Source organism: Nocardioides sp. Bht2 (assembly GCF_047308515.1).
GTDB lineage: Bacteria > Actinomycetota > Actinomycetes > Propionibacteriales > Nocardioidaceae > Nocardioides.
Window position 1 is genome coordinate 290474 of sequence record NZ_JBLBWI010000001.1, and the last position, 22376, is coordinate 312849.

Annotated in this window: 21 protein-coding genes and 2 tRNA genes; 7 read left to right on the forward strand and 16 right to left on the reverse strand. The window is 69.0% G+C overall.

The window, feature by feature from the left end; all coding sequences use genetic code 11:
• Positions 1–232: 232 nt before the first annotated feature.
• The 9 genes from ACLM5J_RS01390 to ACLM5J_RS01430 all read right to left on the reverse strand — a co-directional run bounded on the left by ACLM5J_RS01390 (position 233) and on the right by ACLM5J_RS01430 (position 10394).
• Positions 233–4534 (reverse strand): Ig-like domain-containing protein, encoded by a 4302-nt coding sequence (locus ACLM5J_RS01390; protein ID WP_413654215.1) that lies wholly within the window; start codon positions 4532–4534, stop codon positions 233–235.
• A 108-nt stretch (positions 4535–4642) separates the two neighbouring features.
• Positions 4643–5005, reverse strand: coding sequence for a hypothetical protein (locus ACLM5J_RS01395; protein WP_413654216.1), 363 nt, complete (start codon positions 5003–5005; stop codon positions 4643–4645).
• Between the two features lie 172 nt (positions 5006–5177).
• Positions 5178–5253, reverse strand: a tRNA-Ala gene (locus ACLM5J_RS01400).
• A 123-nt stretch (positions 5254–5376) separates the two neighbouring features.
• On the reverse strand, positions 5377–6180 hold the full coding sequence (locus ACLM5J_RS01405; protein ID WP_413654217.1) for a hypothetical protein: 804 nt from the start codon (positions 6178–6180) through the stop codon (positions 5377–5379).
• A 61-nt stretch (positions 6181–6241) separates the two neighbouring features.
• A complete protein-coding gene (locus tag ACLM5J_RS01410; protein WP_413654218.1) occupies positions 6242–6868 on the reverse strand; it encodes a GNAT family N-acetyltransferase in 627 nt (208 codons plus the stop codon).
• Positions 6865–7335, reverse strand: a complete 471-nt coding sequence (locus ACLM5J_RS01415) for a MogA/MoaB family molybdenum cofactor biosynthesis protein (protein ID WP_413654998.1) — start codon at positions 7333–7335, stop codon at positions 6865–6867. Before ACLM5J_RS01415 ends, ACLM5J_RS01410 begins: the two co-directional genes overlap by 4 nt.
• A gap of 5 nt (positions 7336–7340) precedes the next feature.
• Positions 7341–7811, reverse strand: a complete 471-nt coding sequence (gene moaC, locus ACLM5J_RS01420) for a cyclic pyranopterin monophosphate synthase MoaC (RefSeq protein ID WP_413654219.1) — start codon at positions 7809–7811, stop codon at positions 7341–7343.
• A complete protein-coding gene (glp, locus tag ACLM5J_RS01425) occupies positions 7811–9022 on the reverse strand; it encodes a gephyrin-like molybdotransferase Glp (protein ID WP_413654220.1) in 1212 nt (403 codons plus the stop codon). Before glp ends, moaC begins: the two co-directional genes overlap by 1 nt.
• Positions 9015–10394, reverse strand: a complete 1380-nt coding sequence (locus ACLM5J_RS01430; RefSeq protein WP_413654221.1) for a UTP--glucose-1-phosphate uridylyltransferase — start codon at positions 10392–10394, stop codon at positions 9015–9017. Before ACLM5J_RS01430 ends, glp begins: the two co-directional genes overlap by 8 nt.
• Positions 10395–10511: 117 nt before the next feature.
• Here ACLM5J_RS01430 and ACLM5J_RS01435 point away from each other — a divergent pair, with 117 nt between their 5' ends.
• Complete coding sequence (locus ACLM5J_RS01435; RefSeq protein WP_413654222.1) at positions 10512–11081, forward strand: 5-formyltetrahydrofolate cyclo-ligase; 570 nt, start codon at positions 10512–10514, stop codon at positions 11079–11081.
• A 9-nt stretch (positions 11082–11090) separates the two neighbouring features.
• On the opposite strand, the gene ACLM5J_RS01440 is transcribed toward ACLM5J_RS01435, so the two are convergent.
• Positions 11091–13679: a penicillin acylase family protein gene (locus ACLM5J_RS01440; RefSeq protein WP_413654223.1), complete on the reverse strand. Its 2589-nt coding sequence runs from the start codon at positions 13677–13679 to the stop codon at positions 11091–11093.
• 65 nt (positions 13680–13744) lie between these two features.
• Positions 13745–14068, reverse strand: a complete 324-nt coding sequence (locus tag ACLM5J_RS01445) for an FmdB family zinc ribbon protein (RefSeq protein ID WP_413654224.1) — start codon at positions 14066–14068, stop codon at positions 13745–13747.
• 122 nt (positions 14069–14190) lie between these two features.
• On the opposite strand from ACLM5J_RS01445, the gene ACLM5J_RS01450 reads away from it, so the two are divergent.
• Positions 14191–14829: an SAF domain-containing protein gene (locus ACLM5J_RS01450; RefSeq protein WP_413654225.1), complete on the forward strand. Its 639-nt coding sequence runs from the start codon at positions 14191–14193 to the stop codon at positions 14827–14829.
• Positions 14830–14898: 69 nt separating this feature from the next.
• Positions 14899–15273, forward strand: a complete 375-nt coding sequence (locus ACLM5J_RS01455) for an MscL family protein (protein ID WP_413654226.1) — start codon at positions 14899–14901, stop codon at positions 15271–15273.
• Between the two features lie 111 nt (positions 15274–15384).
• Here the strand turns inward: ACLM5J_RS01455 and ACLM5J_RS01460 are convergent, their stop codons facing one another.
• On the reverse strand, positions 15385–15582 hold the full coding sequence (locus tag ACLM5J_RS01460) for a hypothetical protein (protein WP_413654227.1): 198 nt from the start codon (positions 15580–15582) through the stop codon (positions 15385–15387).
• Between the two features lie 31 nt (positions 15583–15613).
• Positions 15614–16825 (reverse strand): LCP family protein, encoded by a 1212-nt coding sequence (locus ACLM5J_RS01465; RefSeq protein WP_413654228.1) that lies wholly within the window; start codon positions 16823–16825, stop codon positions 15614–15616.
• Positions 16826–17059: 234 nt separating this feature from the next.
• On the opposite strand from ACLM5J_RS01465, the gene ACLM5J_RS01470 reads away from it, so the two are divergent.
• Together ACLM5J_RS01470 and ACLM5J_RS01475 are read left to right on the forward strand one after the other, a co-directional pair.
• Complete coding sequence (locus ACLM5J_RS01470; protein WP_413654999.1) at positions 17060–17905, forward strand: metalloregulator ArsR/SmtB family transcription factor; 846 nt, start codon at positions 17060–17062, stop codon at positions 17903–17905.
• Positions 17902–18507, forward strand: a complete 606-nt coding sequence (locus ACLM5J_RS01475; protein WP_413654229.1) for a dihydrofolate reductase family protein — start codon at positions 17902–17904, stop codon at positions 18505–18507. The genes ACLM5J_RS01470 and ACLM5J_RS01475 overlap by 4 nt, the downstream gene beginning before the upstream one ends.
• Position 18508: 1 nt before the next feature.
• On the opposite strand, the gene ACLM5J_RS01480 is transcribed toward ACLM5J_RS01475, so the two are convergent.
• From ACLM5J_RS01480 to ACLM5J_RS01490, 3 genes are all read right to left on the reverse strand, one after another.
• Positions 18509–18581 (reverse strand) — tRNA-Arg (locus tag ACLM5J_RS01480).
• Between the two features lie 146 nt (positions 18582–18727).
• Positions 18728–19327, reverse strand: coding sequence for an RNA polymerase sigma factor (locus ACLM5J_RS01485; RefSeq protein ID WP_413654230.1), 600 nt, complete (start codon positions 19325–19327; stop codon positions 18728–18730).
• 10 nt (positions 19328–19337) lie between these two features.
• Positions 19338–19622 carry a hypothetical protein gene (locus ACLM5J_RS01490; RefSeq protein ID WP_413654231.1) on the reverse strand — a complete coding sequence of 95 codons (285 nt, stop codon included), beginning with the start codon at positions 19620–19622 and terminating at the stop codon, positions 19338–19340.
• A 590-nt stretch (positions 19623–20212) separates the two neighbouring features.
• Here ACLM5J_RS01490 and ACLM5J_RS01495 point away from each other — a divergent pair.
• Both ACLM5J_RS01495 and ACLM5J_RS01500 read left to right on the forward strand, forming a co-directional pair.
• Positions 20213–20830, forward strand: a complete 618-nt coding sequence (locus ACLM5J_RS01495; RefSeq protein ID WP_413654232.1) for a hypothetical protein — start codon at positions 20213–20215, stop codon at positions 20828–20830.
• Entirely contained in the window at positions 20830–22371 is a 1542-nt protein-coding gene (locus ACLM5J_RS01500) for a DNA polymerase Y family protein (protein ID WP_413654233.1), read from the forward strand. Before ACLM5J_RS01495 ends, ACLM5J_RS01500 begins: the two co-directional genes overlap by 1 nt.
• Positions 22372–22376: the final 5 nt, after the last annotated feature.

Here is a 22376-nt window from a genome sequence, read left to right on the forward strand (position 1 = left end):
GCCTGACCTTTCGTCGAAACGAGGCAAGCGCCGAGGAAATCGCCAGGTACGACCCGAGCGCTCCCCCGAACGCGAGACGTCCCCCTCAGACGCCTCGCCGACCGTAACGGCGACAGGCTCCTGCACGCATCGGCGCAGGCGAACCTCGCTGGATTTTGACCCCTTTTCGGGGGACAAGATGGGGCACGTTCCGGCTATCAGTGCTGCCCACCCGACGATCGGCCAGTCGCGGTTACTCGACCCGGACCACGGCGACCCGCAACGTACTGCTCACGGGCGCACCTCCCGGAGCCGTCAACCGCAGCAACTGGTCGGCACCCTGGGTTCCGGAGATCTGGTACGTCAGGAACCCACCTCCACGCAGCGTCGTGGCGGCTGTCGGCGAGAACTCCCCGAAGCTCAACGCAGCCGGCACGTGCGGGTAGGCAAGCGTGTAGGTGCTGGGGAAATCCGTGTTCAACCCTGCATAGATGCTACGGAAGTTCCAGGTCCCGATCTGGACGTCGGCGCTCGGATCAGCCAGGCCCGGGTAGTCGTCCACCGCCAGCGCCAGGGACCAGCCGCCGAGCAGGGTGTCGGTCGGGACGCCGGTGCGTGCTGCCAGGTTCGCCGCGCCGGTGGTACTGGAGTCGGTGAGCGCCTTCAGGAACGCGGCCTCAGTGCCGCCGAACCGGTCGATCGCATAGCGCAGCAACGACCAACTGGTGGCGTACCAGTAGGAGGCGTTGTCCGAGGGAGTCGCACCGAACGGCGACAGCAACCGGGCGTTGGCGCCGAAGAGGACGGTGTACAACGTGGTGAAGTGGCGCTGCATGCCGGAGACCGGTCGGTGAGGCAGGGTGTCGCACTCGGAGTGGGCGGGCCGCCCATCGCAGTAGAGGCTGTTCGGAGCGGCGGCACTGCCGTACCCGGTGTTGGCCTGCCAGGCCACGTTGTAGACCGCATCGCGCGCCCACAACTCCTCCGCGATCCGTGCGGTGCCCTCCTCCAACCACGGCAGCTCCAGGCTCGCGCCGTTGGCGGTGCGGGCGGAGAACGAGGCGATGTGCTTGATCTCGTGGACGAAGGTCGAGCGGACCGTGCGGTACCAGTTGTCTGGGGTGTTGCCCATCGCGTAGCCGGAGGCGTCCACGGACGGCTGGTAGACGTAGAAGAACTCTCCGAGGTTGCTGGCACCGTTGATACCGGAGCCGGTGTACGGACCGCCGACGGCCGGCGAACCCGAATCGTCGTTGGGGAACTGGTCACAGCTGACCACGAACCCCGCGGTGCCGGGGAACGCGGCGTTCAGCCGGGGCGAGGCGAGCGCCACCATCACGCCGTTGTTGTCGGTCACCGCGTCCCGGCGCAGGATATCGCCGAAGTTGTTGCGGATCACCGGCTCCATGTCGGCGTTGAACTGGTCGCCGATCTTCTCGTAATAGGCCGCCATATCCGGGTTGGCGGAGGCCTTGAACGGCGCCGGAGTGGCGTCGTCCTCGTAGATGACCAGCTTGCCCTCGGCGTAGACCCGGGTGGCGCTTGCGACGTAGTAGCTGTTGCAGATGTTGCTCGCGATGATGTTGGCGATCCGGAAGTTCCGGGTCAACGGCAGGTCGCCGGCCAGTGCGTCACGGGCAGCGCCGCGGCGCTTGATTCCGGCGGTGCCGAACTCCTTGCTCAGCAGGCGGTGCTGTTCACGGTTCTTCGCAGCCAGGTCGGCCTCATGGTCCCCGCCCGGTGCTGCCAGAAGCCCGTCGGCACCGCTCCCGTCCTCGGCGAACTCTTCCAGCGAATCCTTGCCGGGCGCGGCAGCGCGTCCCGACCGGTCCGCCGCAAGGTCAGGGGGTACGGCGACGTTCCCCGCCAGCTGGAACGGTGCATTGGCCGTCGGGTCCGTGGCCGCGTTGAAGACCGAGACGACGTACCGGGCCGAACCCTCGGCCGAGGCCAGCGCGCTGCAGGTCACCTCGGCGAAGCCGGCGACGATCGCAACCTCGCCCACCCCCAGCTCGTTGGTGGTGGTCTCCACCGGGTAGTTGACGGTGTTGGTCGCAACGCCGTCGACGGTCGCCTTGACGGCGGCGCTGGCGTTCGACGGCAAGCACGGCACCGTGACGGTCAATGAGGTGGCCGTGGCATCGGTGACCGGCGCCGTGACGCCGCCGATGGTGACGACGTTGTTGGCGGCAGTGGTGTCGAAGAGACGGCCTGTCACGGTCGCGGTCATCCCGGGCTTGAGGATCGCCGGGCTGACCGAGGTGATGGTGGGTCCGGGTTCGACGGTTTCGATGGTGAAGGTCTGCGCCGCCGAGGTGTCGACACCGCCGTTGGTAGTGCCCCCGTTGTCACTGATCCGCACGGTCACCGTCGCGGTGCCGGTCTGGCCGGGGGCAGGGGTGAAGTGCAGGACGCCGTTGCTCGTGATGCTGGGCTGGACCTGGAAGAGCTGCGGGTTCGAGGAGCTGACGGTGAAGGCCACCGCCTGACCGCTCTCGCCAGGGCCCGCGTTGATCGCCGTCGCCCACGGGTCGACCCGGTAGGCGATCGGGTCGCCGTTCTCCTCGGCGTTGGCGATCGCACTCTGGTTCGGTCCCGCAGTGAAGCTGGGGGCATCGTTGACGGCGTCCACGGTCAGCGGGATCTCAGCCAGGTCGAACTTGGACCCGCCGCTCCCCGAATTGCCCAGGTCGCCGACGGTGACCGAGAGCGTGTCCGCACCGGAGTAGTTGGCGGTGCCGAGGTAGGAGAGGCCGACCAGCGCCTGATTGACGTCGGCCAGCGTCCCTTCGAAGGCGACCGCGGCGTCGCTGACGCCGTCGCCGACGACGAAGCTCAGACCGGAGGCGCTGCCAAGGGTGATCCGGCCGTGCGAGACGGCCAGCGACAAGGAGACCGTGTTCGAACCGGCGTCGGCGTCGGCCACGCTGAGTCCGGAGAAGACCGCGGCGGCGTCCTCCAGGGCCGAGAGCGTCGCCGGCGCGGTGAACACCGGCGCGTCGTTGACCGCCTGGACGCTCAACGCACGGGTCGCCGTCGCGTCGAGGCCTGCGTCGTCGACGACCTCGAAGGTGAGGGTGCGTCCGGCCGTCGCCGGGGTGTCGGAGGTGTTGGCGAAGGTGACCGCGCGCAACGCCGCCTGGTAGGCGGCCGGGCCGGCATCGCCGTCGAGGGTCAAGGTGCCTGCGGCGTAGGTGGCCGAGATCGGGGTATGCGTACCGCCGAGCGCCAACACGTCCTGGCCGCTCGCGTAGCCGGCACTGATCGTGACCGTGGCCCCACTGATCGTGCCGCCCGGGTCGACATCGGTGAGAGTGAGCGCCGAGTCGACGGCGGTGGCCGGGTCCTGCTCGGCGTAGGTGGTGACCCCGGCGCTGGTCCCCAGGACCGGCGCGTCGGCAAGGCAGGTGACGGTGACCGCCACCGAAGCGCTCGCGCCGCCGACGAGGGTGTAGCTGAAGGTGTCGCGTGCTCCGCCGACGGTGCAGGCGTCGGGGTTCGGGGTGTAGCTGAGGCCGGTGCCACCCCCGGTGATCACCACGACGCCAGCAGCAGGCTGGGTCACCGAACTGATGCTCAGGGCGCCGCCCTCGGGGTCGGTGTCGTTGGCGAGCACGTCGATCGGAGTGGCCGCGGAGTCCTCATCGACGGTCGCTTCGTCGTCGACGGCCGAGACAGGCTCGTCCTCGTCGGTGACGGCGATGGTGAACGGACGCTCGAAGGTGAGGCCGGTGGAGTCGGTGGCGCGGATCCGCAGGGTCAGCGTGGGTGTCGCCTCATGGTCGAGCGGCTTGCTGGTGACCAGGGTCGATCCGGCGATCCGGAATGATCCGACGCCGGTCCCACTGTTCGCGACGACGGCGAAGGTATGGGTGCTGGCGGTGTCGGGGTCGATGGCCTTCAGGTTCCCCACGAAGGTGCCTGTCGGTTCGCCTTCGGTCACTTCGGCCGGTGACAAGGTGATCTCGGTCGGACTACGACGCTGGTCGACCTTCTCGCACGAGCGCAAGATCGAGTCGATGGAGTCGGCGGTGACGCTGTCGCTGCCGCGCCCGCAGGAGACCAGGTCGCGGGGTCCGCGGCGTTCCTGCGCGCGCAGGGTGTCGTTGCCGGGGCCACCGAAGATCGTGTCACCACCGGTGCCGCCGGTGATCAGGTCATGGCCGAGCCCGCCGCGCATCTCATCGGCGCCCGAACCACCGGTCAACGTGTCGTTACCCCGACCCCCGCGGACCAGGTCGCCTCCGCTGCCGCCGTCGAGACGGTCGCGGCCCTGTCCACCACGTAGGTGATCGTCGCCTGCACCACCGATCAGGACGTCGTTGCCGGGCCCGCCGTGCAGCACGTCGCGACCGCCCAGCCCGTAGATCCGGTCGTTGCCGCTGAGCCCACAGATGACGTCGTTGCCCGGCGTACCGCGCAGGACATCGTCACCGGTGGTACCGACGATGGTGCAGCCCGTGCCGGTCTTCGGCGGTGCCGCAGTGCCCGGCGTGAGAGGGACCAGTAGGCAAGAGGCGATGAGAGTGATTGCCGACGTGACCTTGAGCAACATCCGGGGTCCCTTCGATGGCTTGCCGCTTGTGGAGGATATTCCTCGTGGCGGCCCCACCTCAGCAGAACCACTGAATTGGGCGCGAAGGAGGTCTCGCTGTGTTGCCGCTCAGGCCTGGGCCGCGCGCTGGCTCGGACGCCGCCCTTCGACGATGAACTGGAGCACCAGCAACGCTGGCCCCGCCCAGAGTCCGAAGAGCAGCGACCCGATCACCAATCCGGCGGCGATGGCACCGAGGAGCGTCGCCACCGGCGCGAGTAGGGCGATCCAGATCAGCACGGCTACGACCCACAGCAGTGCCACCGTCCGCGTTCGCCTGGTCTCATCGCGGGCGAGCAGCCAGGCACCGAGTGCCACGTAGGCGGCAGCGATACCCGCCAGGACGAGGTTGCTGAGGAAGAGGCCGAGGACAGACACCCACAGGGCGCCACTGGCCAAGAACGCTACGAATACCTCGCGACGATGTCCCATCACTGCTCCGATCACCGAGCCAGCTACCTACGTGTGAGCCTAGGCCTTTCGGAGCATGGGTAGCCAGTAAATGTCCGTTATGGGACGAAGGGCACACGGCTCAGGGCAACATCTGGAGCGACAACGACGAAGGCCGCCGGCCAGCATCTCTGCTGGCCGGCGGCCTTCAATCTGGTGGAGCTTAGGGGATTCGAACCCCTGACCTTCTCATTGCGAACGAGACGCGCTACCAACTGCGCCAAAGCCCCAGTGCGCCCGAAGACGCCCACCAAAGATAGCACCCTGGACCCACGCGTTCCGAATCCGACCCACCATGCGAACGGCCGCCGGGTTCGATGAACCCGGCGGCCGGCTGCGACGTTCTCGATGGCTCAGGAGCCGACGGCGCGCTGCTGCTCGCCCTCGTCATCGCGGGTGGCTGCGGCCACCTCGTCGGCCTCACGGGCCAACTCCGAATCCTCGGCGGTGTGGCCGGAGGTCCAGGCGCCGGGGCTGCCGAGGTCGATGGTGCGGACCGTACGGCGGGTCGCCTTCTCCTTGCCCACGTAGGTCGGCAGGGTCACCGGCATCGGGTCCCAGACCTCTTCGGTGATCGCCGGGATCGTGGTGGTCTCCGACTCCGGGGCGACCTCGTCGAAGCCCTGGTCGTTGCGCGCGACGTCGTACTCCTGCGGGACGTCGTCCGCCTCGGCGTCGTCGGCAACCGTCTCGACCCGCGGAGCGAGCATCGCCTGCGTGGTCGCCCGTTCCGACTTCACCATCACCCGGCAGAGCACCAACCAGACAACGACGAGACCCGCCGGGACCAGCTGCCAGAGCCAACCCACGACGCCAGCCAGCGCGACAGCCGCAACGAGCACGTTGAGGGTGACCAGCGTGGTCAACACCCGGCGACGCCGTTCGGTCGCCTTGCGCGTCGCCTCGCGGCGAGCGCGGAGCTGCGCCTTGGTCACCGTGGGCGCCTGCTCGTCGACGGCCGACGGAGCGGCACCCGGCACGGTGAGCCTGGTGTCCTTGCCGTCCACGGTGTCGCGGCGCGCCAGTACCCGCAGCCTGCCGGAGAACCGTTCCACCGAGCGCGCAGGGTCGGCCTCATCGCGGTGACGCATCATAGGGACCAGGTAGATGGCCCAGGCCACGAAGACGGCAACGAAGATGATTCCGGACAGTTCCACGTATCAGAGGTTATGAGCGGTTGGGCGGAACCCGAAGGAGGCGGCTAGGTGTGTCGCAAAATCACCCGTGTGACGGATGTGATTCTCCAGTGACCGAGAACCCGGAGCGCAGCAACCGGTTGACCATGCCTCCCGGGCACTCCTCGGCCGTCACGGCGAACTGTCGATGGTCGCGCCAGTCGCCATCGATGTGCAGATACCGCGGGGCATAACCCACCTCGGCGATCCCCAGCTTCTGCACAACCCGAAGCGAGTTCACGTTCTCCGGTCGGATCGAGATCTCGATCCGGTGCAGCCGCGCGGTGGTGAAGCAGTGGTCGATCACCAACGCCACGGACATCGGGACCACCCCGCGACCCGCGAACTCCGGGTCCACCCAATAACCGATCGAGGCGAACTGCGCCGACCCCCGGACGATGTTGCTCACCGTCACCTGGCCGGCGAACTCCCGGTCCACCGTGATCGCGAACGGCATCGCCTGACCGTCCCGCGCCAGCTTCGACAGCCGCTTCACCATCGAACGGAACGTCGCGGGCCGATCACCGGCGTCAGGAGGAACCGTCGCCTCCCAGGGCTTGAGCCAGGCCGTCCCCCGGATCCGGGCCTCGCGCCACGCCTTCGCATCCGCCAACTCCAACGGACGCAGACCGACGCTTCCGTAGGCGAGCATCACCGGCCAGTCACTCAATGGTCGCTCCCCACGATCTGCTCGACCGCGTGCTGCACCACCGGCCCCAACACCTCGAGGGCATCGCGGACACCGCCGCGTGAGCCAGGAAGATTCACCACCAGGGCATCATCCACGACACCGGCCACCCCACGGGAGAGCATCGCCGTCGGCACGCCCTTCGCCACCCCGGCGGCCCGGATCGCCTCAGCGATCCCCGGCACCTCGAAGCGGAGTAGCGCCCGGGTCACCTCGGGAGTGCGGTCCGTCGGCGTCAGCCCGGTACCGCCGGTGGTGAGGACCAGCCGGGCACCGTCGGCGACCGCAGCGGCGATAGCCGCACCGACCGGCTCGCCGTCCGAGCAGACGGTCGGCGCGCTGACGTCGAATCCCCAACCCTGTAAGGCCTCCGCGATGATCGGGCCCGTCTCGTCGGCATAGACGCCGGCGGCCGCCCGGTTGGAGGCGACCACGACCGCGGCCCGCAGCGGGGTCACCGCTGCCACTCCCCCGACTTGCCTCCGGACTTCGCCTCGATCCGGACGTCGGTGATCACCGCCGCCTTGTCGACCGCCTTGACCATGTCGATCACCGTCAACGCGGCGACCGAGACCGCCGTCAACGCCTCCATCTCGACGCCGGTGCGATCGGTGGTCCGGACCGTGGCAACGATCTCGACGGCGTCGTCGGCCACCTCCAACTCGACCTCGACCCCGGAGATCGCCAGGGGGTGGCAGAGCGGAATCAGCATCGGCGTCTGCTTGGCGCCCATGATCCCGGCCAACCGGGCCACCCCGAGCGCGTCGCCCTTCGGCACACCCTCGCCGCGGAGCAACGCGATCACGGCCGACGAGACCAACACCCGGCCCGACGCCGTCGCCTCCCGGGCGGTGACCGCCTTCGCGGTCACGTCGACCATCCGCGCATGCCCGGCAGCATCCAAGTGGGTCAGCCGCTCCGCCATCAGAACTCCTCGTCGAGCATCAGCACCGAGACCGGGTCGCCCGGCGCCAAGGACGTCGTCTCGGCGGGCACCACGATCAACGCGTTCGACGTCGCCAAGTCACCCAACAGATGGGAGCCCGAACCGCCGACCGGGGTCACCACGGACGACTCGCAGAACGCTCGTACGTACTGCTGGCGCCCCGGCGACGAGGTCAGCCCGTGGCTCAGGGTGGCGCTCCGCAACGGCTGTTCGAACGGGGTCCGGCCGAGCAACTTACGGATCGCGGGGACCACGAAGACCCGGAACGAGACGTAGGAGGAGACCGGGTTCCCAGGCAGGGTGATCACCGGGGTGCGCTGGGCACCGAAGAGCCCGAATCCCTGAGGCTTGCCGGGCTGCATCGCCAGCTTGCCGAACCACAGGTCGCCGCGCAGGGCCTCCTTGACCACGTCAAAGTCGCCCTCACTGATCCCGCCGCTGGTGATCACCAGATCGGCCCGGGTGAGCTCGTCCTCCAACGCCTCGGCGAAGGAACGCGAGTCGTCGGAGACCGCTCCTACCCGATAGGCGATGCCGCCGGCAGCACGGACCGCAGCGGCCAGCAGGAAGGAGTTGGCGTCGAAGATCGTGCCCGGCTCCAGGGCCTCGCCGGGATCGCGCAGCTCGGAGCCGGTGGAGATCACCACCACCCGTGGCCGCGGCCGGGTCAACACCTCGGCCCGGCCGACCGCTGCCAGCAGGCCGATCTGCCGAGGACCCAGCACGGTGCCCGCGGAGACCACGACCTCGCCCTCCTCGACGTCGTCCCCGGCTCGCCGGATGTTCTGGCCGCGCGTCGGTGGCTGCGAGATCAGCACCTCGTCGCTGCCGCGGTCGGTCCACTCGTAGGGCACCACCGCGTCGCAGCCGATCGGGATCGGCGCACCGGTCATGATCTTGACCGCGGTGCCCGCCTCCAACACGTGGGACGTCGTCGGCCCGGCCCCGAACTCGGCGACCACCGGAAGGTGGATCGGCCGGTCGTGGCGGGCGTCGGAGACGTCGCGGAACTGCACGGCGTAGCCGTCCATCGCGGAGTTGTCGAAGCGCGGCAACGCGATCGGCGCCACCACGTCCTCGGCCACCGGATGGCCCAACGCATCGAGCAGCTTCAGCTTGTGCGTGGACAGGGGTTCGACCCCGGCCAGTACCCGGGCCAGGTGATCGGCGACCGCGACCGGCTCAGCCACCGAGGACCGTGCCCTCCTGTACCCGCTGAGGGAGGTCGGAGTCGGCCAGGTGGACGTCCCCGCGCACCGCCACCCCCGGCTCGAAGGTCCAGTCACCCTCGATCCGGAGCGACTCGGCCTCGCGGAGCGACGGCGCCCCCTGCGGGAACCGCTTGTCGAACTCGGCGACCAACCGGTAGATGGCAGGGTCGAGCGCCACATAGGGCAGCTCCTCGGCCTGCTGCTCCAGGACGAAGTCGCTGCCGAGCTGGTAGACGTCCGAGCGCAGCACCAGCAGGTCGTCGGTGGTCTTCACCGGAACGAAACGGTCGCGTCCGACCTCGATCGTGCGGGCGCCCTCGAAGACCTCGATCGCGGCCCCCATCGCGGTCTCGATCTGGACCACCTCGGGGCTGGTCGCATCTGCCGGGTCGACGGTCTTGCGATTGCGGATCAACGGCAGGCCGAGCACACCGTGGCGCTCGGTCAGCGTGCGGCGCACCTCGGCGATGTCGAACCAGAGGTTGTTGGTGCTCATGAACCGATGCCGGTTCAAGTCGGCCAGCGCCTCCTTGTCCTCCGCCAGGGTCTGCGCGGTCTCGCGGAGCACGATCCGGCCGTCGGCCTTACGGACCGCGAAGTGACCACCCTTGCGGTCCGAGGCGGTGCGACGCACCGCCTCGATCGCGAACGGCGCACCGGAGGCGGCGAACCAGCCGGCCACCCGTGGGTCGGCGATCGCGCCGAGGTTGTCGGAGTTCGAGACGAAGACGTGCCGGTACCCCTGCTCCAGCAGGGTGTCCAACAGGCCGGTGTCCAGCAGCGCGGTGTAGATGTCACCGTGACCGGGCGGGCACCATTCCAGGTCCGGGTCGACCGGCCAGGAGACCGGCGACAGGTTGCTGGTCAGCAACTTCGGTTCCTTGTTCTGCAGGAACTCCAGCGGCAGCCCGGCGACCGGCAGCCCCTCGTAGCGGGCCAGGGCCGCCATCGTGTCCGCGGAGGTGCGGAAGCTGTTCATGAAGATCAGCGGCAGCTTCGCGTCGTAGCGCTGGCGCAGGTCGAGAACCTGGCGGGCGATGATGTCTAGGAAGGAGAGCCCGCGGCGGGCGCAGAGCAGCGACTTGGCGCGCTCCATCCCCATCGATGTGCCCAGACCGCCGTTGAGCTTGATCACCACGGTGCGGCGGATCGCCTCGGCGGCGTCTTCGTCGGTGACTTCGACGTCGGCCAGCGACTCCATCTCCAGCGGGTCGATGGTCGACTCGGGGATCATCCCCGTCTCGCCCGCCTCCAACAGCCGGAAGTAGTGGGCGAACACCTCCCTGGCGACCGGGCCAACGCCGGCGTCAGCCATCTTCTCCAGTGCCTTGTTCAGCGCTTCACTGCCCATGAGGGCGATCGTAGGACGCTCGGTCTCCCCGCGGCGAATGCAGCCGACGTCTGGTGGGACACCACCGACCGTCCCGCCAGGATTCCTCGGCCGTCCGCGGTGGGCGAGACTGGGGCCATGTCCGAGGCGAAGCTCAGCGTGCGCGACCAGTTGCTCACCCACCGCAACCGGCTCACGCCGGCCGAACTGGTCGCTGCGGCCGAGCAGATCGCCGACCACCTGCTGGCCAGCCGTGAGGTGGCTCTGGCCGCGACCGTTGCCGCCTACGTCTCGATCGGCACGGAGCCCGGCACGGGGCTGCTGCTCGACCGGCTCCGCGAGGCCGGCAAACGGGTCCTGCTCCCTTGCCTCCTGGCCGACAACGACCTGGACTGGGCGCTCTACGACGGGGACCTGCGCCGGGCCCGGTTCGGGATCCTGGAGCCGGCCGGAGAACGGCTGGGCGTCGAGGCTGTCGCCGGTGCGGACGTCGTCCTGGTTCCCGGGCTGGCCGTCGACCGCACCGGGCTCCGGCTGGGCCGCGGCGGCGGCTCCTACGATCGGGCGCTGGGCCGGGTCCCTCAGGGCACCTTCACCTGCGTCCTGCTCCATGACGGCGAGGTGCGCGACCACGTACCGAGCGAGCCGCACGACCGCCCGGTCACCGCGGCGGTGACCCCCGGCGGCGGGCTGGTCCGGTTCAGGTGAGCCGCTCCGTCAGTCGGCCGGCACCAGGGTCAGGGTGTTCGTCCCGGCCCGCCGCACCGCACCCTGGCTGTAGCGCCACGGCAGCGTCCGACCCTCGACATAGAGGTCGGTCTGGTCGGTGTAGTTGTCGTGGAATACGTGGCCCGAGGCGCCGGTGAGGTTGATCCACCGGGAGTCGTCGAAGTCGGCCAGCGAGACCACCATCCGCATCGACGGCGCCGAGGTCACCGCATAGCCCTCGGCCGCGTCCCAGCCGGTGGCGTTGACGACCGACGATCCGCCGCCGATCTTCCAGGACCTGTTGAAGAGCCGCTCCAGCAGCGGGTTCCCCGAGGATCCGAGAGTCTGGCTCCGTAGGTCGAGCCGGTGCAGCTGGCCCCACTCCCACTTACCGGGGTCGCGCGCCATCTTCACCACGATCTCGTCGCTGGCCGCCAGCATCGCCGCCCGCAGGATGTCGTCGCGATCCTCGCGGATGTCATCCGTCCCGTGGTCGTCCCACCATGCGTTGTCAGGGTCGTCGAGGAGTTGCTCGACCACGCGCCACCAACGTGCGTCGCCGTCCGGGCGGAGGCTGTCGCGCATCTCGTCGCCGAAGGTCAGCTCCAGCAGGTTCCGCCACACCACGTTGAAGTAGGCGGCTCCGGCGGAGTCCGCATCGGCCTGCCGGTCCCAACGCAGCAACGCCTTACGCCCGTCCCGCTGGTAGCCGCGCGGCAGCGGTATCCCCAGCAGGTACGGGACCAGGGTGTCGGCCAGCTCGACATGGTTGTCGAGCTGCATCCGGCTCATCTCCTCGACACTCACCTTGCCACCGTCCGCGATCGCGATCGCGATCAGGTCGCGGATCCGTTGCGAGCGGTAGCCCGGATCGAAGTCGTCGGTGAGGTAGGCCGGGTACTCCTTGCCGACCACGGCCTGGTTGGCGGTGACCACGAACCCTTCGTCCGGGTCCAACACCTGAGGCAGGGAGTCGAAGCTGAGGTAGCTCCCGGTCCAGTCGTTCTCCGGCAGCCATCCCTTGCTGGGCAGCGATCCGTCGTTGCCCGATGACCTGATCGGGATCCTGCCGGGCGCTTGATAGCCGATGTGTCCGTCCCGGTCCGCGTAGACGAGGTTCTGCGCGGGCACCGAGAACTTCGACGCCGCCGCCCGGAACTCGGTCCAGTTGGTCGCCCGGTTGAGCGCCAGGATCGCGTCGGCCGTGGTGTCGGGACGTAGCGCCGTCCACTGCAACGAGACGGCGTAGGCCTCGTCGGCGTCGTCCGCATGCTGCGCGTTGGCGGCCACCGTGCTGAGCTCGTCGGAGACGTCGGAGAGCAGCGGGCCGTGCGCCGTCTCGCGCACGGTGAGGTTGACGTCGTCGGAACCACGCACCTTGATCACCTCGCGGCGGGTGATCAGCGGCCGATAGCGGCCGTCGTAGTACCAGTTGTCACCGGAGATCCGTTCCAGGTAGAGGTCCGAGACGTCGGGGCCGAGGTTGGTGAAGCCCCAGGCGATGCTCTGGTTGTGCCCGATCACCACGCCGGGGACCCCGGAGAAGCTGAAGCCGGAGACGTCGACGGGGCACAGGCTGCTCAACTCGCGGCAGTGCAGGCCGACCTGGGTCCACACACCCGGCAGGCTGGTGCCGAGGTGAGGATCGTTGGCCAGCAAGGGTTTCCCGGTCTCGGTGTGCTCCCCGGCGACCACCCAGGAGTTGCTACCGATCCCGTCGCCCTGCCCGATCAGCGCGGGGATCGAGTCGAAGGCCCGCTGCACGTCGCGCAGGGCCGCCGCCTGGTCAGCCGTATACGGAACCCGCGCCGGATCCCGGGTTCCGGCCTTGCTGGCCTGGGGTTCGTAGCGCCCGTCGACCAACGCCCCCTGAGTGACGATCGGGCTGTGCCTCGCGTACGGATAGTCGGGGTAGAGGTCCGCGACCTGGTCGTCGGTGTGGTCGACCAGAGCAAGGGCTCTGCTGATCTCCTCCTGCATGTTGCCGCGCAGGTCCCAAGCCATCGCCTTGAGCCAGGCCAGCGAGTCGACCGGCGTCCAAGGCTCCGGCTCGTAGTCGAGACCGTCGAGGCGAAGCAGGCTGTACTCCACCGACATCTCGGAAGGCGACCGACCGTCCATCCACTCGTTGACGCCGGCCGCATACGCCTCGAGCGCGGTCCGGGTCTGCGGAGCGAGCATGGCGAGCTCGCGCTCGGCGACCCGGCGCCATCCCATCGCCCGGATCGTCTTGTCGGTCTCCACCGTGCTCTCACCGAAGAGTTCGGAGAGCCGGCCGGCGGTGACGTGGCGGCGGACATCCATCTCATAGAAACGGTCCTGGGCGTGGACGTAACCCTGGGCACGCATCAGATCGTCGAGCGTGTCGGCGTAGATCTGCGGGATGCCCTGCTCGTCGCGGACCACGTCGACGGCAGCGCTCAGGCCCTGCAGTTCGGCGGTGCCCTCGAGCTGCGGGAAAGGTCGGCGGATCAGCGTGATGCCGCTCAGCAGGCCACAGACCAGCAGCAGCACGACGAAGGCGGCCAGATGGACCACCAGCCGTGCCGCCCAGGGCCACTGCTTGAACGAGTGCCACGCCTCAGAGAACTTCGACACCGGGCCAGACTATGTGGGCATCGAACGCCGATCACACCGCGCGCGGCGTGATCGGCGGAGTTTGTTCAGGCAGATGCGGCGCTGGTCGACGAGCTGGTGGAGCTGCTCGACGAGGTCGAGCTGGTCGAGGAGGAGCTGCTGGTCGAGGCGCTGGAGCCGTTCGACGAGGAGCTGGACGACGAGTCACTGGCCGGGACCGACGCCGACGAACCCGACCGGGAGTCGGTGCGGTAGAAGCCGGAGCCCTTGAAGACGACGCCGACGGCGTTGAAGACCTTGCGCAGGCGACCCTCGCACTCGGGGCAGACGGTGAGCGAGTCGTCGCTGAAGCTCTGCACGATCTCGAATGCGTGGCCGCACTCGGTGCAGGCGTACTGATAGGTCGGCACCGCGGTGGCCCTCCTGTGTTCTCGGTCCGTGGCGACTAGCACTCTCGGTCGCCGACTGCCAATCGTACGGCACCTGTGGATAGCGAACACAATGCGTTCTCGACCTCCCTACGCTGCCCCTCATGCCGACCCCGCCCATCGCACCCCTGCGCGACCGCCTCAAGCGCGCGGGCCAACGCGCCCGGCGCAGAGTGCTGCGGCACCGCCGACCGCTGGTCGCACTCTGCTTGGCCGGGGCGGTCGCCAGCGGGCTCCAGGCAGTCGCACCGCCGGCACCACGCACCGTCTCGCTGACCGTGGCCGCCCACGGACTCCCTGCTGGGCACCGGCTCACGGCCACCGACCTGACGACGGTGCAGGCCCCCGATGAGCTGGCCCCCGACGGCGCGTTGACCGCATCCGCGGCGTTGGGGCGGACCCTGACCGGACCGCTGCGACGCGGCGAGCCGCTGACCGACGCGCGCGTGGTGGCCGGATCACTGCTGGCCGGGTTCCCCGGGGCGGTCGCGCTCCCGGTCCGTCTGCCGGACGCCGGCGTGGTCGCCCTGCTGCGCCCGGGTGACCGGGTCGATCTGATCGCCACCCAGCCGACCGACGGCAGCGTCACACAGGTGGCCACCGCGGTACCGGTGATCACCGTGCCACAGCCCGATCAGGGCGTCACGGGCGCGCTGGTGGTGCTCGCCGTCAGCGCGGCCGACGCTCGCCAGATCGCGCGTGCCGCGGCGTCGATGTACCTGACGGCGACGATTTCGCGTTAACGTGTGGCGCTGTCAAAAACTGCGTGGTCGGGGGTCCTCGGGGTGCTCCGACCCATTAAGGAGTGCTCAATGAACCTGAAGGGCTTCAAGGAGTTCGTACTCAAGGGCAACCTGGTAGAGCTTGCCGTTGCCTTCATTATGGCTGCCGCGTTCGCCAAGGTCGTCGAGACCTTCACCGGTGTTCTGCTCGGCTTCATCGGCAAGGTCGGCGGAGAGCCGAACTTCGACACCGTCGAGATCGCCGACGTCAACGTGGGCCTGTTCCTCGCGGCGCTGGTCTCGTTCCTGATCCTGGCCGCGGTCGTCTTCTACTTCGTGGTGACGCCGTACAACATGGCTAAGGAGCGCTTCTTCCAGGACGGTCCGGCCGCCAAGCCGGACGACATCATCCTGCTGGAGGAGATCCGCAACCTGCTGGCCCAGCGCCCGGGTGGCCAGCTCTGAACTGAGCCTCCACCGCACGGCATCGACGCCCGTTCCGCTTCGGCGGGGCGGGCGTCGCCACATTCAATGTGACCTCAGCGCGCAATTTTCGCCGTCAACCCGACCGTGAGGTCACATTGAGCCGTGGTGCGGCGGGACCTGGCGCTTGAGCCATTCCTCGCTCGCCTTGGCGTCACTACGCCGCGAGTCCTCGGGGTCACGATCGTCCTTGGTCGACGACGGCGCGGAGTCTCCGAAGATCTCGGCGAGCCGCTTGCGGCGCTGCCAGGCGGCGTCGGCGGCCGCGGAGTCAGAAGAGCTGTCGTTCATCGCTTCCAGCCTACGCCGGGCTCGTGGGCACTCAGGCGCAGAGGCCGTTGGCGGCCGCGGTGGCCTCGCGGTCGGCGTCGTCGGGGCTGACCGACGGCGACTCGGGGCTCTCGGTCTCCTCGGTGGACGGCGACTCGGAGCTCTCGTCCGGGTCCGGCGTCGCCGTGGAACCGGGACGTCGGGCGGCGCTGACCACCTCGGAGCTGAGCCGCTTGCTCAGCGGCTTGTCGAACTTGACCTTCTTCCACAACGCATTGGCGTCCTCGGCCCAGACCAGACGGTTCGGGTCCGGCTGGTAGAAGTCCCACGGCACGGTGATGAACTTGATGTTGTCCAGACCGATACCGGAGAACTCGGCGCCGATGTCGGCGATCTTCAGCGGCGAGTTCAGCTTGTGGTCGAGCGTCAACGACTTGGTGGCGGCGCTGAGGAACTTGAGCAGCCGGTCGGGCCGGCCCAGGACGCCCATCGACATGACCTTGTTGGCCATCGCCGCGATGAACTCCTGCTGACGCTTCATCCGACCGATGTCGCCGTTGCTGGAGATGTTGTGCCGCACCCGGACGTAGTCGAGGGCCTCCTGGCCCTTGACCTTGCGGGTACCCGCCTTGAGGTAGATGTTGCCGACCGGGTCGTTGACGTCCTGCGGGATGCAGACCTCGACTCCGTCGATCGCGTTGACCATGTCGCGGAAGCCGTTGAAGTCGACGACGACGAAGTGGTCGACCCGGATCCCGCTGAGCTGCTCGAACTGGCGAACCGTGCAGGCCGGGCCACCGAGAGCGAACGCGGCGTTCCACATCGCGAAGCCGCCGGGGATCTCGGTGTCGTCCTCCTTGTAGCAGGTGGGGCGCTCGACCATCGCGTCACGCGGAAGGCTGACGCCGTAGGCGAACTTCCGGTCCGCGGAGAGGTGCATCAGGATCGTGGTGTCGGAGAGCCCGTAGCCACCGCCGGTGTGCTGGTCGATGGCGTTGCCTTCGCCGTCGCGGGTGTCGGAGCCCATCACCAGGATGTTCAGCGGCTCCTTGGGCCCTTCGACCTCGACCTCGTCAGGACGGTCCGCACCGAGCTGGCTCTCCACGTTGATCGTGGTGATGTTGTCGCTGAGCATCCGGTAGGTGTAGACACCGAAGAGCCCGATGGCGAGCGTGAGCGCCAGAATGCTGTAACCGAACGCCTTGGCGATGCGGTGCCGCGACCGCGGCGCAGCGCGGTGCCGGCCGGACTCAACATCACTCACGGGAACTCACAGTCGATCGGTGGACTCAAGCGCTCGCAGGCTACGGCACCGGACCAAACTGCGGGACGTGTTCGAATTGTGCGGTCCGGCACGACGATTCACCAAATACGGACGCCGAGAATCGCACCATCAGGCTCAACCCGGCCGCCACCTGAGGACTTGCCACCCAGAGTCGCGCCCGCCTCCCGCAAATATTCCTTGACGCGAATATTCGTTCCCGTGAATACTTCAGGAATGCACGAGCAACTCTCCGCACTCGCAGATGGATCCCGATGGCGCATCGTCGGGCTGCTCGCGGAACGACCCCTCGCCGTCGGGGCGGTCGCCGAACTGTGCGATCTGCGCCAGCCACAAGCGACGAAACATCTGCAGACGCTCGAACGAGCAGGAGTCGTCGTCTCCCGCCGCAGCGGGACTCGACGGATCTACGCCTTGGAGGTCGATGCACTCCGCCTGCTCGCGGCGGAGTTCGGCCGACTGCTCGAGGTCGCCGCCGCGAACGCCGAGAATCGCACCCGCTTCGACCAATACATCGCTGCGGTCGATTCCGAAACGAGGCGGGCCGATCATGATCAGTGGGCCGATGGACGCGAGTACCGCCTCCGACGCACGCTCCCCGCCGACAGAGCGACGACCTGGAGACATCTCGTCGAGCCTGCACTACTAGCCCGGTGGTGGACCACTCGCGATCTGCGGGTCAGCCGCCTGGAGTTCGGCACCACACCTGGCGACAGCGTCGTGCAGGAGTACGTCGACGTCGACGCCCGCCACCCCACGGGCGAACCGATCGGACGCGCCACCGGCCACATCGACAAGGTCACGCCCGGCCGCCGGATCACTTTCCGGCTGTCGCCCCTCCTCCCGGACGGGTCTCCAGCCTTCACCGCGCACTACGAATGGGAACTCTCCGACGCTGCGGACGGAACGGTATTCGACGTCCTGCTGCACATCAGCGAAAGCACCACGGCGGCAGCGGAATTCGTCGCCGGCATCAGTCTCGGCTGGGAACAGAGCCTCGACAACCTTGCCGAACTCCTGACCACGACCTCCGACCCCGACTCGACCCAGGAGCTCAGATGACCCCCACCACCCGCCGCGTAGTAGCAAACATCGCCATCAGCATGGACGGCTACTTCCAAGGCCCCGGCGGGCCCACCGACATGGGATGGCTGATGCCGTACGCGACCAGTGAGATCGCGCGCGATCACCTCACCAAGCTGTGGCGCCCCGCAACGACCGCCCTCCTCGGCCGCACCAATGCGGAAGGATTCTTCGGCTACTGGCCGACGGTCGCCGACGACGTGGACGCCGACCCCCGCGACCGCGAATACGGGGCATGGATGCGCGACGTCGAGAAGGTCGTCCTGTCCACGACGCTCAGCGAGGCGCCGTGGGCAGGCGCCCGCGTCTTCGCGGAGCCCGTCGCCAAGGTCGTCGACCGCCTCCAGGAGGAGGTTGGCGGCGACATCGTCGTCTTCTCGAGCGCGACCGTCATCAGAGACCTACTCGTCGCCGACCGCGTCGACCGACTGTCCTTCACCGTGTTCCCCGAACTACTGGGCGGAGGGAACCGCCTGTTCCAGGAAGGCATCCCCGCATCCAGGTGGACACTCGCCGAGGCACTGGCGGGAGATCACGGCGTTCTCTCCATCGCCTACGACCGCTCACGCAGCTCGTCCTGAGTGCCCCAGGTAGGAGTCGAACCTACGACCTTTCGCTTAGGAGGCGGCTGCTCTATCCACTGAGCTACTGGGGCTACGGGCGTCATCTTGTCAGGCAGCCGCTCGGGATCGAAACTCCCCCCGACAGCAGCGCGGCCGGAGGGCCTGCGATGCCCCCAGTACGCCGCAGGCCCTCCGCCCGATCGCTCCAGCGGGCGATGCGTGCCCACCTCTGACGGCGTCAGTCGGAGATCGGTTCCCCGGTCACCACCAGCGCGACACGAGTTCCCGGGTTCGGGACGCCGCCCTCGGTGCCGACACTCGCCCCCTCATCAACCCTTCGCCCCACCAATGCCTGCACCGCAGGATCGGCAGCCATGGCCCGTCGCGCCCGGTGCAACCGGACCCGCGCCGCCCCGACCCGCAGATCGAGCACGACGGCTGCCTCCAGCGGCGTCAGCCGTTCCCACTCGACGAGCGTCAGGATCTCCCGCTCCCGGGCCGACAGCCGCGCCAGCGCGGCAGCCATCACCTCTTGCAGGGCGACATTCTCAGCATCCTCGACGGCGACCTCGGCGGCCGCCGTCGCAGCCAACTGCTCGACGACCTCACTGGCCCGCCCCGCGGCACGGGCCTGCGCGAGCATCAGATTGCGCGCCACCCCGAACAGCCATGCCCGACGCAGCAGCGGCTTCGGCAGATCACGACGCCGACGCCAGGCGGTGGCAAAGATCTCCGCCACCACGTCTTCGGCGTCCGGAACGCCACGTCGCCGCAGGTAGCCGAAGAGCTCGGGCGCCGTCGCCCGATAGAGCTCTTCGAACTCCGCTTGATCGATCACCTTCGCCATCTCAGCGCAGCCGCTCGACCGCTCGCGGCAGATCACCCATCAGGCCGGGGACGCAGCGCACACCGTCGCGCAGTTCAACCCCGACCCGGTCGACGTCGTCCGCCTGCGCCGCGCTGACCACCCGCGGCAGGAAAGCGAACTCGGTACTGTCGTCCAACTCCTCCTGGCGCATGACGCCGTCCTCGCCGATCACGTCTTGAATCGTCGTGCCCTCGCGCTGCTCGGCGTCGATGTCGGTGATCGCCGGCCTCGCGCGCCTCGACCGCTTCCTGGGCGGCTTCGTCACGTTGATCACGCTGCGCGATCTCGCGCGATCCGCCATGCGGATAAGGGATGTCAGCAGTCTCCTCGGCGAGCACCCGAGCGAAGTCCGGTCCCGCCGGATCGATCAGTTCGCCAGGGCCAGCGAGCTCGATGCTCTCGGCATCGATGTTGTACGAACCGGTCCGCGCACTCAGGTTCTGCGCCACCGCGACCCCGGAGAGACCGAGCCCGACTACCGCCAGTGCCGCTCCCGCGAGATAGCCGACCCGCCGCTTGAACACGGGCGCAGACGGCGCCTGGGCGCCATCGACGTCTGCTCTGAGCCAGGCCCGTTCAAGCTCGTCGGCCGTCGCCTCCGGCACCTGCGGAGCGGCCTCCCGGAGAGCACGCGCATGGTCGTCATTCCAGGGCGATTTCATGAGATCCTCCAACGCTTGGGCAACCCTTCACCCCTGACATGTCGCGGCGTTACGAACCGACCGAACAGTTCTCCACAGAGTTGTCCCCGCAGTTGCGTCATTCGAACAAATGTTCGATCATGGAGAGGTGCGGCGTCCTTCCCAGAAACCAGATCCCGAGCTGGTCCATCAGCTTCGCACGCGGGTTGCGCAGATGCAGAACAGCCCGCGTGGCACGACGCTGCGCGAGCCGATGCCGATCCATCCCACTCTGGCCGGCCTGGTCCAGCTCTACCCCGGCGCCAGCTACCGCACCGACTCCGCCAGTCTGGCCCTCGCGCTGCTGGCCGGGCCCTCGCGTGAGGGGCAGTGGGTCGCCGCGATCGGGGTCGACGACTTCGGCGCTGAGGCCGCCGCCGAGCTCGGCATCGACCTCAGCCGCACGCTGCTCGTCCCCGACCCGGGCGGGCACTGGCCCGAGGTCACCGCAGCCCTCCTCGACGTCACCTCGGTCCTCCTGTTGCGTCCACCCGCCCAGGTCGACGCGCACACCGCCAGCCGGATCAGCGCCCGGCTCCGCAAGCGCTCGGCTGCCCTCGTGGTCCAAGGCGCCTGGCCCCAGTGCGAGGCCTACCTGTCGATCGAGCGCCAGCAGTGGCAGGGCGTAGGCCACGGCAACGGTTACCTCCGTTCACGCCGGCTCATGCTCGGTGTGCAGCGCGGCTCCGGCCCCGGCCGCACCAGCACGGTGAACCTGCCCGGCACGCCGCTCCCGGCGACGCCGAGGGTCCTCCCAGCCGCACCCGCCGCGCTGCTGCGTGAGGTCGGCTGATGGCCCGCCGCGTCCTGGTCGCCTGGGTACCCGACTGGCCGGTCATCTCCGGTATCGCCGACGCCGAGCTCCCCCCGCGCGAGCCGGCCGCCGTGATCCATGGCGGCAAGGTCAGCGCCTGCAACGAAGCCGCCCGCGCGGACGGCGTCCGTCGCGGCATGCGCCGACGCGACGCGCAGGCACGCTGCCCCGCGTTGCACCTGTTGAGCAGCAACACCGAGCGGGAGGCCCGCGACTTCGAACCCGTCCTGGCCTGCGTCGAAGAGCTCAGCCCCGGCGTCGCTCCGCTACGCCCCGGCCTGATCGCGCTGCACTCCCCGGCCCGCTTCTACGGCGGTGAGTCGGAGGCCGCCGCGGTGATCTCCGAGAAGCTGGTCACGAACGGTATCTGGGACTGCCGGTTCGGCGTCGCCGACAACCTCTTCACCGCCGAACAAGCCGCCCGCCGCGCTCCCCAACAGGACTGTCTCGTCGTCCCAGAAGGCGGTGCACCGGCGTTCCTGCACGACTTCGACATCCGGACCCTCGACCACCCCGAACTCACCGATCTACTCATGCGGCTCGGCATCCGCACCCTCGGCGGGCTCGCCGCGCTCCCGGCCAGCGACGTGTTGGCCCGCTTCGGTGCCGACGGCGCCCGCCTGTACCGGCTCGCCGCCGGTCATGACGATGCCCGGCTCGCCGTCCGCCAACCACCACCCGACCTGATCTGCCAAGCCGACTTCGAGCCGCCCCTCGAGTCGACCGAGGCGGTCGCCTTCTCGGTGCGTCGACTCACCGAGAAGTTCGTCGACCAGATCGGCAGCCGCAACCTGGTCTGCACCCGCGTCACCATCGAGGCCGAGAGCGACGGCGCCGTCGTCTCCTCCCGGCTCTGGGCCCACGCCCGCTGGTTCCGCGCCGACGACCTCGTCGACCGGGTGCACTGGCAGCTCGGCGCGCGGGCCGGCGAGTCCCAGCTCCCCGGCCCGGTCTCCGCGGTCCGGCTGGTCCCTGAGGCGTTGGAGCCCGACGTCGTCCATGCCGACGGCCTCTGGGGCAACGCCGACACCTCCCAGGTGGAACGCGGCGTCGCCAAGGTGCAGGCGTTGCTCGGCTACGAAGCGGTGCTCACCCCCACCCTCCAAGGCGGCCGCTCCCCCACTGCCCGCCAGACCGGCGTGCCGTGGGGCGAACGCGCCGAACGGCTCCGCCCGCGCGACCTGCCCTGGCCCGGCAGCATCCCGCCACCAGCTCCGGCCCGGGTCTTCGCGGAGCCCTGGCCGGCGGTCGTCCTCGGCGCCGACGGTCACCCGACCCAGGTCACCGAGCGCGGCGTCGTCACCAGCGAACCGGCCCGGTTCCACCCCCGCGTCGAGATCAACCACAGCCCGCAGTTGGCCGAAGTCGCCGCCTGGGCCGGCCCGTGGCCGGTCGAAGAGACCTGGTGGGAGGCCGGCACCACCCGACTCAGCCGGTTCCAGGTGGTCGGGGTCGACGGCCGCGCCTGGTTGATGACCTGCGTCGGCGACCAGTGGTTCACCGAGGCCAGCTATGACTGAACAGG